The 13,509-nt window shown below is 64.9% G+C and carries 13 protein-coding genes; 10 read left to right on the top strand and 3 right to left on the bottom strand.

Annotation, left to right across the window (positions count from 1 at the left end; genetic code table 11):
* Window position 1: 1 nt before the first annotated feature.
* Together IEW19_RS05720 and IEW19_RS05715 are read left to right on the top strand one after the other, a co-directional pair.
* Window positions 2-1,714: an ABC1 kinase family protein gene (locus tag IEW19_RS05720; protein ID WP_188570696.1), complete on the top strand. Its 1,713-nt coding sequence runs from the start codon at window positions 2-4 to the stop codon at window positions 1,712-1,714.
* Between the two features lie 109 nt (window positions 1,715-1,823).
* Entirely contained in the window at window positions 1,824-2,573 is a 750-nt protein-coding gene (locus IEW19_RS05715; protein WP_188570695.1) for a lipoate--protein ligase family protein, read from the top strand.
* A 61-nt stretch (window positions 2,574-2,634) separates the two neighbouring features.
* Here the strand turns inward: IEW19_RS05715 and IEW19_RS05710 are convergent, their stop codons facing one another.
* Window positions 2,635-2,892: a mycoredoxin gene (locus tag IEW19_RS05710; protein ID WP_011692168.1), complete on the bottom strand. Its 258-nt coding sequence runs from the start codon at window positions 2,890-2,892 to the stop codon at window positions 2,635-2,637.
* A 132-nt stretch (window positions 2,893-3,024) separates the two neighbouring features.
* On the opposite strand from IEW19_RS05710, the gene IEW19_RS05705 reads away from it, so the two are divergent.
* The gene (locus IEW19_RS05705; RefSeq protein ID WP_188570694.1) at window positions 3,025-3,786 is read left to right on the top strand and encodes an SOS response-associated peptidase; all 762 of its coding nucleotides are present in this window, start codon (window positions 3,025-3,027) and stop codon (window positions 3,784-3,786) included.
* Window positions 3,787-3,814: 28 nt separating this feature from the next.
* Here IEW19_RS05705 and IEW19_RS05700 read toward each other — a convergent pair whose 3' ends face one another.
* Complete coding sequence (locus IEW19_RS05700) at window positions 3,815-4,237, bottom strand: VOC family protein (protein ID WP_188570693.1); 423 nt, start codon at window positions 4,235-4,237, stop codon at window positions 3,815-3,817.
* A 16-nt stretch (window positions 4,238-4,253) separates the two neighbouring features.
* Between IEW19_RS05700 and IEW19_RS05695 the strand changes: the two genes are divergently transcribed.
* Entirely contained in the window at window positions 4,254-4,577 is a 324-nt protein-coding gene (locus tag IEW19_RS05695; protein ID WP_373283565.1) for a chorismate mutase, read from the top strand.
* Window positions 4,578-4,639: 62 nt separating this feature from the next.
* On the opposite strand, the gene IEW19_RS05690 is transcribed toward IEW19_RS05695, so the two are convergent.
* Window positions 4,640-5,029 (bottom strand): hypothetical protein, encoded by a 390-nt coding sequence (locus tag IEW19_RS05690; protein WP_188570691.1) that lies wholly within the window; start codon window positions 5,027-5,029, stop codon window positions 4,640-4,642.
* A 131-nt stretch (window positions 5,030-5,160) separates the two neighbouring features.
* Between IEW19_RS05690 and IEW19_RS05685 the strand changes: the two genes are divergently transcribed.
* The 6 genes from IEW19_RS05685 to pdxS all read left to right on the top strand — a co-directional run bounded on the left by IEW19_RS05685 (window position 5,161) and on the right by pdxS (window position 13,454).
* Entirely contained in the window at window positions 5,161-5,508 is a 348-nt protein-coding gene (locus tag IEW19_RS05685; protein ID WP_188570690.1) for a DUF6504 family protein, read from the top strand.
* A 45-nt stretch (window positions 5,509-5,553) separates the two neighbouring features.
* The gene (locus tag IEW19_RS05680; protein ID WP_188570689.1) at window positions 5,554-9,045 is read left to right on the top strand and encodes a DNA polymerase III subunit alpha; all 3,492 of its coding nucleotides are present in this window, start codon (window positions 5,554-5,556) and stop codon (window positions 9,043-9,045) included.
* Between the two features lie 116 nt (window positions 9,046-9,161).
* Complete coding sequence (gene thrS / locus IEW19_RS05675) at window positions 9,162-11,171, top strand: threonine--tRNA ligase (protein WP_188570688.1); 2,010 nt, start codon at window positions 9,162-9,164, stop codon at window positions 11,169-11,171.
* A gap of 18 nt (window positions 11,172-11,189) precedes the next feature.
* Complete coding sequence (locus IEW19_RS05670; RefSeq protein ID WP_188570687.1) at window positions 11,190-11,777, top strand: HIT family protein; 588 nt, start codon at window positions 11,190-11,192, stop codon at window positions 11,775-11,777.
* Complete coding sequence (gene pgsA, locus IEW19_RS05665; RefSeq protein ID WP_188570686.1) at window positions 11,767-12,390, top strand: phosphatidylinositol phosphate synthase; 624 nt, start codon at window positions 11,767-11,769, stop codon at window positions 12,388-12,390. Before IEW19_RS05670 ends, pgsA begins: the two co-directional genes overlap by 11 nt.
* Before the next feature lie 137 nt (window positions 12,391-12,527).
* A complete protein-coding gene (pdxS, locus tag IEW19_RS05660; protein WP_159631883.1) occupies window positions 12,528-13,454 on the top strand; it encodes a pyridoxal 5'-phosphate synthase lyase subunit PdxS in 927 nt (308 codons plus the stop codon).
* Window positions 13,455-13,509: the final 55 nt, after the last annotated feature.

Here is a 13,509-nt window from a genome sequence, read left to right as displayed (position 1 = left end):
GGTGGCGTCGACGGTCCAGGACAGGTCCGGCCCGCCGCGCCCCAGGCGGGAGCACGGCGGGCGCTACCGGCGGATCCTGCGCTTCGCCGCCTGGAACCTTGCCAACACATGGTGGTTCGAGCTGTTCCTGCCGCGCGTAGGGCTCGGCCGGATCGCCGCCAGGACGCGTTCGCAGCGGATGGGGCGGTTTGCCCGTCGGTTCCATGACCTGGCCGTGGAACTCGGTGGCCTGATGATCAAGGTGGGCCAGTTCCTGTCCTCCCGGCTCGACATCCTTCCCCCGGAAATCACCAAGGAGCTCGAAGGGCTGCAGGACGAGGTCCCGCCGGTCCCCTTCCGGGGCATCTCCGCCCTGGCAGCGCAGGAACTGGGTGCGCCGCTGGAGCACGTGTTCGCCTCCGTGGACGAAACGCCCATCGCCGCTGCCTCCCTGGGCCAGGCCCACCGGGCCCGCCTGAATCCCCTGGACGCCGGGGACACCGGACTCGATGCCGTGGTCCTGAAAGTGCAGCGTCCCGGCATCGGCGCCATTGTCGACGTCGACCTCGCCGCCCTGCGCAAGGTGGCCGGCTGGCTCAGCCACATCCGCCTTGTTTCGCGCCGCGCCGACATGCCTGCCCTGGTGGAGGAGTTCGCGCAGACCAGCCTGGCGGAAATTGACTACCTGCACGAAGCCGTCAACGCCGAGCGGTTCGCCGCGGATTTTGCCGGCGACGGCAGGGTGGCGGTGCCGGGCGTGGTCTGGGAGCGGACCACCCGCCGTGCACTGACCCTGGAGGACGTCACCGCCATCAAGATCACGGACGTCCGGGCTCTCCGCGCCGCCGGCATCGATCCCGCCGCGGTTGCCCCGGTGTTTGCGTCGATCATGTTCGACCAGCTCTTCACCAATGGCTTCTTCCATGCCGACCCGCACCCGGGGAACATCTTCGTCACCCCTGTCCCTGCCGGGACAGGGGAGCTTCCCTGGAAGCTGACGTTCATCGACTTCGGCATGATGGGCGAGGTGACAGCCGCCACGCGCAGCGGCCTGCGGAAGCTGCTGATCGCAGCCGCCGCCCGGGATGGAAAGGGACTTGTAGCGGCCATCAACGATGTGGGCGTCCTGATGCCGTCAGCCGACAGCGCTGGCCTGGAGCGCGCCATGACGCAGCTCTTTGCCCGCTTCGGCGGCATGGGCTTCGCCGAGCTGCGCGAAGTGGACCCCCGGGAGTTCCGCGATTTTGCGGTCGAATTCGGCGATGTGGTCCGCTCGCTGCCGTTCCAGCTGCCGGAGAATTTCCTGCTGATCATCCGTGCCATGTCCCTGACATCCGGCGTGTGCAGCGCCCTGGACGAGCGCTTCAACCTCTGGGATTCGGTGGAGCCCTATGCGGCGCAGCTGCTGCGGAACGAGCGCGGCAACGTGGTGCAGGACGTCGCACGGCAAGCCCTCGATGCCGCCGGTGTTGCGCTCCGCCTGCCCGGCCGGCTTGACGCCTTGGCCGGCACGCTTGAGGAAGGGTCGCTGCAGGTCGCCGTCCCGCGCCTGGAGCGCCAGGCTGCCCGGCTGGACCGGGCAGTACGCCGCTCAGCCTCCGCCCTGGTCTTCGGTGCCCTGCTGCTCGCTGGCGCCGTTGTCCGCGCTGACGACCTGATGCTGGGCAATGTGCTGATGACCGCATCGGCAGTTCCGCTGCTGCACGCACTGTGGGCGGGGCGCCGGGGGCGTTGAGGCGGCTGCCGCCGTCGGGCGTAGCCTAAGGTTGGCCTGTCCGTCCGCAGCCTTTGAACCCGTCGCCATGGAATCCTGTCGACGCCTAATCCCAGGGAGCCCCGCAACAATGCACCACACCGGTACTGGACTCCGCACGCTGACCGTGGTGCGGCAGGACGTGTCGCTCGGCGCCGGCCGCGACCTCGAGTTCGGCCTGGAGCTGCTGGCGAGGGCAAGGACCGGCGCCCTCGGCCCCACCCTCCGGCTGTACCGGCCGGCTCCCACCGTGGCGTTCGGGCAGCGGGACACCCGGTTGCCGGGTTTCGAGGCGGCCGCCCAGGCCTGCCGGGACAATGGCTTCGAACCCCTGGTCCGGAGGGCAGGGGGACGCGCTGCTGCCTACCACCAGGGCACCCTGGTGGTGGACCATATCGAACCGGACACGGACGCAGTCGCAGGGTCCAAGAGCCGGTTCGGCTACTTCGGCGAGCTCTTTGCCGAGGCCCTGCGAACCGTCGGGGTGCAGGCCGCAGTGGGGGAAATCCCCGGGGAGTACTGTCCCGGCGAATACAGCGTGCACGGGACCGATCCGGCGGACAGCTCCCGGCAGGTGAAACTGGTGGGCACTGCCCAAAGGGTGGTCTCCGGCGGCTGGCTCTTCAGCTCCGTCATCGTGGTGGAGGATTCAGCCCCCATCCGCAAAGTCCTGACCGACAGTTATGCCGCGCTGGGCCTGGCGTGGGATCCTGCCACCGCCGGCGCCGCCAATGACCTGGTGCCCGGCCTGGACGTGCCAGCTGTGGAGCAGGCCCTCCTGGAAACGTATGCGGGCCATGCCGCGCTGGAATCTGCTTCCTTCAGCAGCCTGGGGGCATGACCCGCATCAGTGTTACGTCGCGTGGCCACATGCTTACGGTTCAATGCCGCGTGGCGGCCGGTCAGGCAGCCAGGCGGCTCTTGACCTCGGCAGCGGACGGGTTGGTGGCAGCGGTGCCGTCCGGGAAGAGGACGGTGGGAACGGTGCGGTTGCCGCCGTTCAGCTGCTCCACGAGGTCTGCGGTGCCTTCCACCTCTTCGATGTTGATTTCCGTGTAGCCGATGCCCTGCGCGTCCAGCTGCTTCTTGAGCCGGTTGCAGTAGCCGCACCAGGTGGTGGAAAACATGGTGATGGTGCCGGATTCGGGAGTGAAGTCCACAGGGATCTCCTAAACGTCGCTTGAAAGGTTTCCTTACTGTCAACCGTAGCGTGGCCGCGGGTATTCCCTGGAGTTGCGTGACCCCAGCGGTGCCTGGATGACAGTATGTGGCGGCGGTGGCAAGCTGTTGCCATGTGTGGACGCTACGTAATGGCACGCGCCGTGGGGGACCTCCTGGCTGAATTCGATGCCGAACTTGAAGACGAGGTCAGCATCCCGCCGTCGTGGAATGTAGCGCCCACCGATGCCGTGCCCATCGTGCTGGAACGCCTGGTTGATGACAATGCCGCGCCCCGGCAGGTACGCCAGCTGCATGTGGCACGCTGGGGCCTGGTCCCTTCCTGGGCAAAGGATCCCGGAATCGGCTCACGCATGATCAACGCCCGGAGCGAGTCCGTGCTCGAGAAGCCGGCATTCAGGAAGGCCGTGAAGTCCCGGCGGTGTGCTGTGCCGGCCGACGGCTACTACGAGTGGAAGCAGGGGCCTGGGAAGGCGAAGCAGCCCTATTACGTCCACCCTGGCGGGGAGCATGGGCTGGTTTTTGCCGGCCTCTACGAGTGGTGGAAGGACCCGTCCCTGCCGGAGGGGCAGCCAGGACACTGGCTGTTGTCCACGTCCATCCTTACGGCCGACACCCCGCCGCCAGGGACGGAGTCCACCATCTTCGGGAAGCTGACGGAACTGCACGACAGGGTGCCGCTCCCCATGGACAAGACCACCATGGAAGCCTGGCTGGACCCACAGGCGGATGATGCCGCCGCACTCGTGGACCTGGTGCGGTCAGGGGTCAAGGACGCCGCCGCCGACTGGCAGGTGGAATCGGTGGGCAAGGAAGTGGGCAATGTCCGCAACAACGGCCCGGAACTGATCCGGCCGGTGGAAGCCCTGTTCTAGCAGCCGCCGCCACTGCCGCGGCGGCCCATCAGACGGTGACCGTGCCGGCGTCGTCCACTGCCCATCCGGGGTTGTACGCCACTTCCCAGCGGAACCCGTCGGGGTCGGCGAAATAGCCTGTGTAACCGCCCCACGGCTGGGTTACCGGCTCGGCGATGATGGCAGCGCCAGCCGCCGCAGCCTCTTCCAAAACCCGGTCCACATCCTGCGGGCTTTTGACGTTGTGGCTGAGGGTGATGCAGGGGACGCCCGCGGGCTGGCTGGTGCCCGCCTCGGCCTGCATCTGGCGTGCGTCCCAGAGGGAGAGCACCAGGCCGTGGTTCACCTGGATAAAAAGCACCTCCCCGGCAACCTCCCGATGGACGGGCCAGCCAAGGCCGTCAACGTAGAGGGCGCGGGATTCCGCAACGTTGCGGACACCAAGCGAGATAAAGTCGACTCTGGGCTCCATGCTTCGATACTGTCAGATGATGGCGACAATTCAAGGAAACGATAGGGATGCCCGGGCCGACAAGGAACAGCTCGCTGCCGTCCGGATTGCCGTTGACGAGGTGGATGAACAGATCGTCACCCTCATCGCCCGCCGCGAACGGCTGATCAGGATTGCCGGGACCCTCAAGGGTGACGACGCCGAGGTGCGTGCCCCTGGCCGCGTGGAGCGCATCATCGAGCATGTGCGGTCCGCTGCGGAGAAAAAGGACATCGACCCGGACATCGTCGAGTCGACGTACCGCGCAATGATCTCCGCGTTCATTGAACTTGAACTGAGGATCCACAAAGAACAGGGCTGACCTGCGTTTGGGTGCTGGTGCGGGTTTTTCCGGCGCAGGATCCAGGAGGTGGTGGAGGAGCCCTACAGGGCTTCCTCTACCGGCACCCCGTGTTGGAACTCCCGTCCGTCCGCCTCGCTGAAGGCTGACAGGACATGCTCCCGCCCGAGCCCGTTCAACGCTGCCAGGGGAAAGTTCCCGGTAATGCTGTTTTCCGAGTGGGACACCCCGGACAGGTCGTAATCTTCCTCGATGCCTTGGTCCCGGTTGAATGAGTAGCAGGCTATGGCCTCACCATTCATGAATTCAATGCACAGCCGGCGTTGGAACGAATAGTCCGGCGAGGCTCCCATCAACCCCACCACATAGGCGCCGGAGCCCGGAATGGCGCCTTCGATATCGAATGTGGCAACGAGGGTGGAGTCCTGGGTCTTGATGCTTGCCTGCTTAAGGAGTGCGTCATCGGTACTCATGCCAACATCCTGCTCCCTGCCGCACGCCCAGTCCACCCCTGCCTATGTTTTGTTGCCTGCCCGGCGTAGACTGATTATATTCGAATACATATTCGAATATTTGAAAAGGAAGTACCGTCCGGGAGGCGCACATGGGCATGTTCAGCGAGTCCGTTGACGTGGTGTGCTCCGCTGCCGGGCAGCCGGAAGCAGTGACATGGGCAGGCAGGTCCTTCACCGTCTGTGCAGAACCCGTCCGATGGTATGAACGCAGGCAGTGGTGGGCTGAAGACAGCAGGGCTCCGCTGGGAAGCGGGCCCGGCGTGGTGGACCACGAAATTTGGCGCGTCCAGGTGCTGGCTGCCGGGGTGGGCCGTCCCGGAGGATCAGGAGAACCTGCCGGCGCTGAACCCCTCACCCTTGACCTGACCCGCCATATCCGCAGCGGCCGTTGGCGGCTGCTGCGGATCCATGACGCTCTCCGCCCCAAATCAGCATGAGCCCCTTCTCGGCATGAGCACAGAACAACCTGAACACAGAACAGCATGAGCTTCACCCATCTGCACGTTTCCACAGCATTCAGCGCCCACTACGGCGTCTCCTGGCCGGAGGAGCTGGCCATGGCTGCCGCCGCCGATGGTGCCACGGCCCTCGCCTGCACCGACCGGGATGGCCTTTACGGCACTATCAAGCACCTCAAGGCCTGCATGGCAGCGGGCATCGACCCCATTGTGGGGGTAGACCTTGCAGTATTTGACGACGACGGCGATCACCGCACGCAGGTAGCAGGCAGGGTGGTGGTGCTGGCCCGCGGCCACAACAACGGTGCCGGGTACCGGGCGTTGTGCCGGCTGGTTTCCGACGCCCACGCCAGGACCTCGGGGAAAGCCGGGGGAGCGGTGCCCGCGGCGGTCACCAGGGCCGAACTGGCTTCCCGCACCCTCGACCCCCAAACCCTCAAACCGGTGCTGACGGTCCTGCTCGGTCCTGATTCGGACGTCGGACGGGCCATGGGCGGACGGCGCTACCTCCGTCCCCGGACCCTGTTCAAGCAATGGCTGGATGCCATGCCCGCGGGAACGGTGGTGGCGGAAATCGTCTCCCAGCTCAGCGCCCCGGGGACCCCGTTCAGCACTGCGCATGCTGTCCGGCTGCTCCGGCTCGCCGAGGAACACCATGTGCCCGCCATCCTTACCAATGCAGTGAGGTACTGCGCTGCAGACGGAGCGCCAACCGCTGACGTCCTCGACTCTGCCAGGACCTTGAAGTCCCTGCCGGAACTGGCAGGGGAACCTCTCCTGCAGCCCACCGGACAAGGATGGCTGAAGACCCCGGAGCAGATGCTGGGGCTGGGCAGGGAAATCATTTCAGCTGCCGGTTATGGTGCCGCAGACCTCAAGCAGTTGATGGCGCAGACAGAGGCGCTCGCCGACCTCTGCCGGATTGATCCAACTACCGACATGGGGTGGAAGCAGCCTGTCGTTCCTGAGGCGTCCGTCATTGGCATCAGCCAGGATCCGCACGCCGAACTCATCCAGCGCTGCCATGCAGGAATCGGCAGGCGGTTCCCTGGCATCAGCGGCAAGGCAGGGCAGGAGATGCTGGCCAGGCTGGAGCACGAGCTCGGCATCATCCAAAACCTGGGCTTCTCCTCCTACTTCCTGACGGTGGCAGAGGTGTCCCGGATGATCCAGGACATGGGGGTCAGGGCGGCGGCCAGGGGGTCCGGGGCCTCCAGCCTGGTCAATTACCTGATCGACGTCAGCCACGTGAATCCCCTTCAGCACGACCTGATCTTCGAACGGTTCCTCTCCAATGACCGCGCCACCCTCCCTGACATCGACATCGACGTCGAAAGCGCGGAGCGCCATAACGTCTACCGACGGATCTTCGAACGTTTCGGCTCCGAACGGGTCACCCTGATGAGCATGCAGAACGGGTACCGCGCCCGGGGCGCAGTCCGCGACGCCGGACTGGCGCTTGGCATGGACGACGGCGAGGTGGGGGAAATTGCCAAGCAGTTGTGGCGGTTCTCGGCGCGGAAATTCCGTGAAGCACTCCAGGAAAAACCCGAGCTCCGGGAGTTTGCGGGACGGGTGGAGCAGCGGGACGCGGACGGTAACCAGCAGCTGGACCTGCTGGTGGACCTGACCGAGCGGCTCGACCGGCTGCCCCGCCACATTTCCATGCACCCTTGCGGTGTGATCCTGGGCGATGCAAGCCTCCTTGACCGCACACCGGTCCAGCCAAGCGGCCTTGGGCTGCCCATGAGCCAGTTTGATAAACATGACATGGACCCCATGGGCATGCTCAAACTCGATGTCCTGGGTGTGCGCATGCAAAGCGCCATGGCTTTCGCGGTCCGGGAGATCATCCGTATCCACCCCACCAAGAAGGACGTGGTGGCAGCAGGCAAGCACCCGCCAGGTCCTGATGGCACGGGGCCTGACTATATTGCCGGGGACGGACGGATTGACCTTAACGCCGTCCCGCTCGATGACGAAGCGACCTACGAGCTGATTCGCAGCACTCATACCCTTGGCTGTTTCCAGATTGAATCACCCGGGCAGCGCGAACTGATCGGGAAGATGGCACCGCGGGAGTTCAACGACCTCATCATCGATATTTCCCTGTTCCGCCCCGGTCCGATGAAATCGGACATGGTGCGGCCCTTCCTGGAACACCGGCACGGATTCGCACCTGAGGTCTACCCGCACCCGGACCTCAAGCCGGTACTTCAGGAAACCCACGGGGTCACGGTCTTCCACGAACAGATCCTGAAAACCCTTGACATCATGACCGGCTGCGGGCTGGCAAAAGCCGACGAGTTCCGCAGGGCGTTGAGCAACGAGGCCGGTGAAGCACAGGTGGAGGAGTACTTCCGGCGCAACGCCAAAACCAAGGGGTACGGCCCCGAGGTAGTGGACAAGGTTTGGGGGACATTGAAGTCATTCGCCAGTTTCGGCTTTTGCAAAGCCCACGGTGCTGCCTTCGCCGTCCCCACCTACCAGTCAGCATGGCTGAAGACCCACCACCCCGAAGCCTTCCTGGCCGGCTTATGGGAGCATGACCCCGGAATGTACCCCAAACGGCTGCTTGTTGCCGAAGCCCGCCGGCTGGGCATTCCCATCCTTCCCCTGGATATCAACCGGAGCAAAGCCGAATACCAGGTGGAAAGGATCGGGTCCGGCAATGACGCCGGCAGGCTGGGGATCAGGCTCAGCCTGAACGGGATTTACGGACTGTCTGCTGCAGAACTGAAGCGGATAGTTGCCGGCCAGCCGTACGACTCATTGGCGGACCTCAGGACGCGCTCGCGGCTCAGCAAGCCAAGCATCAGGCGCCTTGCACAGCTGGGAGCCTTTGATTCCCTACACCGTGAAGCCGGAGGCCCTGCCAACCGGGCGGACCTGGTGCACCACCTGCAGCAGCTCCAAACCGCCAATGGCGCCCGCAAAGGGGTGGAGGTGCTGGAAGGGCAGTTGTCCCTTCCCCTGGGCGACATCGAACTGCGCAACATCAAACCCGGACTTCCCGCCCCCACGCTGGTGGAAAACGTCAGGGCGGAACTCGACCTCATGGCCGTCGACGTCAGCACCCACCTCATGGAAAGCCACCGGCCATTGCTGGAAAAACTGGGCGTCACCACTGCCGATAAACTCCTCAGCCTGCGCAACGGGACAGAAGTGCTGGTGGCGGGAGTCCGGGTGGCAACCCAGACGCCGCCGATGCGCGGCGGCAGGAGAGTGGTGTTCATCAGCATCGACGACGGCACCGGCTGCGTGGATTCGGTCTTCTTCCACGAGGCCCAGGAAAGCGCCGGACCGCTCCTGTTCGGTACCCGGCTGCTGCTGATCCGCGGCACCACCCGGAGGACCGGTCCCCGGGGCATCAGCCTCAGTGCGAGCATGGCGTGGGACCTCAGCCGGGCGGAGAGTTTGCCCTTCCCGGCGTCCGTCCAGAGTGCCGCCGAGGACGGCCCGCATCCCCTCGACGGCATCAGCAGGACGCTGGCCATAACCGGGTTTAACGGGTGAGCGTGCCGTGTGCCGCGTTGGTCGGCCCCAGCCGGAACCGATAGCATTGACGATGGCTGGCTGTGGTCCCCGTATGCCACAAGCTATGAAGCCTGAACTTTGAATAGGAGACACCCGTGTCAGATGCCCAGCAGATCACCCTTCTCGTCGATGGCGAAGAGACCAAGGTGACTACCGGGACAACCGGTGCGGAACTCTTCTTTGAGCGCCGTGACGTTGTTGTAGCCCGGGTCAATGGCGAACTGAAGGACCTTGACCAGGAACTTCCCGAGGGAGCCGAGGTGGAGGGCGTCACCGTCGATTCCCCCGACGGCCTGAACGTCCTGCGCCACTCCACTGCCCACGTGATGGCGCAGGCAGTGCAGCAATTGCGTCCCGACGCCAAGCTTGGCATTGGACCCTACATCACCGACGGTTTCTACTTCGATTTCGACGTTGCCGAGCCTTTCACTCCCGAGGACCTCAAGACCCTCGAAAAGATGATGCTCAAGATCGTCAACCAGAACCAGAAATTCGTCCGCCGCGTTGTCAACGAGGACGAAGCCCGCGAAGCCATGAAAAACGAGCCGTACAAGCTCGAGCTGCTGGGCAAAAAGGACGGCGCTGCCGAGGCAGGCGAAGGCGTGAACGTTGAGGTCGGCGCCGGTGACATCACCATTTACGACAACGTGGAGCGCAAGGAAGGCACCACTGTCTGGTGCGACCTCTGCCGTGGCCCGCACCTGGCCAACACCAAGCTCATCTCCAACGCCTTCGCACTGACGCGTTCGTCGTCGGCCTATTGGCTGGGCAACCAGAAGAACCAGCAGCTGCAGCGCATCTATGGCACCGCCTGGCCCACCAAGGAAGCGCTGAAGGCCTACCAGGAGCGCATTGCCGAGGCCGAGCGCCGCGACCACCGCAAGCTGGGCTCCGAACTTGACCTGTTCTCCTTCCCGGACGAACTGGGCTCCGGGCTGCCCGTCTTCCACCCCAAGGGCGGCATCATCCGCAAGGAGATGGAGGATTACTCCCGCCAGCGCCATGTCGAGGCCGGCTACGAGTTCGTCTACACCCCGCACATCACCAAGGGCCACCTGTACGAGGTCTCCGGGCACCTGGACTGGTACAAAGACGGCATGTTCCCCGCCATGCACGTGGACGCCGAACTCAATGAGGACGGCACCGTGCGCAAGCCCGGCCAGGATTACTACCTGAAGCCGATGAACTGCCCCATGCACAACCTCATCTTCCGCGCCCGCGGCCGGTCCTACCGGGAACTGCCCCTGCGGCTGTTCGAGTTCGGTTCGGTCTACCGGTACGAGAAGTCCGGTGTGGTGCACGGCCTCACCCGCGTCCGCGGCATGACACAGGACGACGCCCACATCTACTGCACCCGCGAACAGATGAAGGACGAGCTAACCAAAACCCTGAACTTCGTCCTGGACCTGCTCAAGGACTACGGACTGAACGACTTCTACCTGGAGCTTTCCACCAAGGACCCAGAAAAGTATGTCGGCGACGACGCCGCCTGGGAGGAAGCCACCAGGACCCTCGCCGAGGTGGCCCAGGAATCCGGGCTGGAGCTCGTGCCGGATCCTGGTGGAGCAGCTTTCTACGGTCCCAAGATTTCCGTGCAGGCCAAGGACGCCCTGGGCCGCACCTGGCAGATGTCCACCATCCAGCTGGACTTCAACCTGCCCGAACGCTTCGAGCTGGAATTCCAGGCCGCCGACGGCAGCCGCCAGCGTCCCGTGATGATCCACCGTGCGCTCTTCGGCTCGGTGGAGCGGTTCATGGGCGTCCTCACGGAGCACTACGCCGGGGCGTTCCCCGCGTGGCTGGCTCCTGTGCAGGTGGTGGGCATCCCCGTGGCAGAGGCGTTCAACGAGTACATGTTCGACGTCGTCGACCAGCTTAAGGCGGCGGGCATCCGCGCCGAGGTGGACACTTCCTCGGACCGGTTTCCCAAGAAGATCCGCACCGCAAGCAAGGACAAGATCCCCTTCGTGCTGATCGCGGGCGGCGACGACGCGGAGGCGGGCGCGGTGTCCTTCCGCTTCCGCGACGGCAGCCAGGACAACGGCGTGCCGGTGTCGGAAGCAATTAAGCGGATCACCGAAGCCGTCCGTAACCGGACCAGCTAGCCGAACGGAAGCAGGACAGTGCAGGAGAACACAGGCGCAGGATATCCAAGCGACGCCGACGTTACCGACGAATTTGCCCTCGCCGGTGTCCCGGACGCCTTCCAGCGCCTGTGGACTCCCCACCGCATGGCCTACATCAAGGGCGGGCAGCACCAGTTCAAGAATGAAAACGACTGCCCGTTCTGCCTGGGTCCCGGCCGCACTGACGAGGACGCGCTCATCGTCTACCGCGGCAGGACCTGCTACGTGGTGTTGAACCTGTTCCCCTATAACCCGGGCCACCTGCTGGTCTGCCCCTACCGGCATATCCCTGACTACACGGACCTCACGCTTGAAGAAACAGCGGAGTTCGCCGACCTGACCCAGACCGCCATGCGGGTCCTGCGGAAGGTTTCCAACGCGGGGGGCTTCAACCTGGGGATGAACCAGGGGGTCGTGGGGGGAGCCGGCATTTCCGCCCACCTGCACCAGCACATTGTTCCGCGATGGGGCGGGGACGGTAACTTCTTCCCCATCATTGCCCAGACCAAGGCCATCACCCAGACTCTTGACGAGGTCCGGCAGCAGGTGGCCGACGCCTGGCCCGGGGAGTCGGATGCTGAATAGGCACGCTCGCGGCTTCTTCACCGCGCTGTTTACCCCGCTGGCCCGCTGGCTCCTCAAGATCGGTGTTTCCCCGGATGCGGTAACCATCCTCGGCACTGCCGGGGTAGCGGTGGGAGCCCTGGTCTTCTACCCCCTGGGCCAGCTCTTTTGGGGCACCCTGTTCATCACCGCGTTCATCTTTTCCGATGTCCTGGACGGCATCATGGCGCGGATGCAGGAGGTGAAGAGCCGCTGGGGGAACTTCCTCGACTCCACCCTGGACAGGGTCGCCGACGGCGCACTCTTCGCCGGCGTGTCCGTGTGGTTCTTCACCGGCGGCAACAACGCTGCTATCGCCGTATCCTCCCTGCTTTGCCTTGTCCTCGGCATGGTCGTCTCGTATGCCCGGGCCAAGGCGGAATCGCTCGGCTTCACCGCCAACGTCGGCATCGCAGAACGGGCTGAACGACTGGTCTCCGTCCTGGTCGTCACTGGGCTGACAGGCCTTGGGCTCCCGCCGGTGGTGCTCCTGGTAACGCTGGTTCTCCTGGCCGCCGCAAGCCTGGCCACCGTGGTGCAGCGCGTCATCGCCGTGCGCCGGCAGGCGCTGGCGGAACCCACCCCAGCTGATTAAGCATGATTAAGCCGGCCGGGCGGCGGGGGACTAGTATATAAGTGCCCGGTCAAGGGACCCGGCAATCCGTGCGTGCACCTCCGGCAGCCGCCGCCGCATGCCCGGCGAAGATCATCTGTCTACCCATAGGGGTTTTTGTGTCTACACCTGATGTAAGCAACGAGGCCGGTTCGTCCGCGAACAGCGTCACGGGCAGCAGCCGCGTGAAGCGTGGCATGGCCGAGATGCTCAAGGGCGGCGTCATCATGGACGTCGTCAACGTCGAACAGGCTCGCATCGCCGAAGACGCCGGTGCCGTGGCGGTCATGGCGCTGGAGCGTGTTCCGGCCGATATCCGCGCCCAGGGTGGCGTGTCCCGGATGTCCGATCCCGACATGATCGACCAGATCATCGACGCCGTCTCCATCCCGGTCATGGCCAAGGCCCGCATCGGCCACTTCGTCGAGGCCCAGGTCCTGCAGTCCCTCGGTGTCGACTATATCGACGAGTCCGAGGTCCTCACCCCGGCCGACTACGTCAACCACATCGACAAGTGGAACTTCAAGGTTCCCTTCGTCTGCGGTGCCACCAACCTCGGTGAGGCCCTGCGCCGCATCAACGAGGGCGCGGCCATGATCCGTTCCAAGGGTGAGGCCGGCACCGGCGACGTCTCCAACGCCACCGGGCACATGCGCAAGATCCGCTCCGAGATCGCCAAGCTCTCCTCCCTGCCCGAGGACGAGCTGTACGTCGCGGCCAAGGAGCTCCAGGCCCCTTACGAACTGGTCAAGGAAGTCGCCGCCGCCGGAAAGCTTCCCGTGGTGCTGTTCACCGCCGGCGGTATCGCCACGCCTGCTGACGCCGCCATGATGATGCAGCTCGGCGCCGACGGCGTCTTCGTCGGCTCCGGCATCTTCAAGTCCGGCAACCCCGCACAGCGCGCCGCCGCCGTCGTCAAGGCCACCACCTTCTTCGACGACCCCGACGTCATCGCCAAGGCCTCCCGCGGGCTGGGCGAAGCCATGGTGGGCATCAACGTCGACGAGATCCCGCAGCCGCACCGCCTCGCTGAGCGCGGCTGGTAATTCGTTTTTGGCGTCCGGTGGGCGGCGCACGGCGCCACCCTCTGCGCGCTATTCC

Source organism: Arthrobacter liuii (assembly GCF_014639275.1).
In the GTDB taxonomy this organism is placed as follows: Bacteria; Actinomycetota; Actinomycetes; order Actinomycetales; family Micrococcaceae; genus Arthrobacter; species Arthrobacter liuii.
This window is presented reverse-complemented; position numbering and strand designations above follow the sequence as displayed.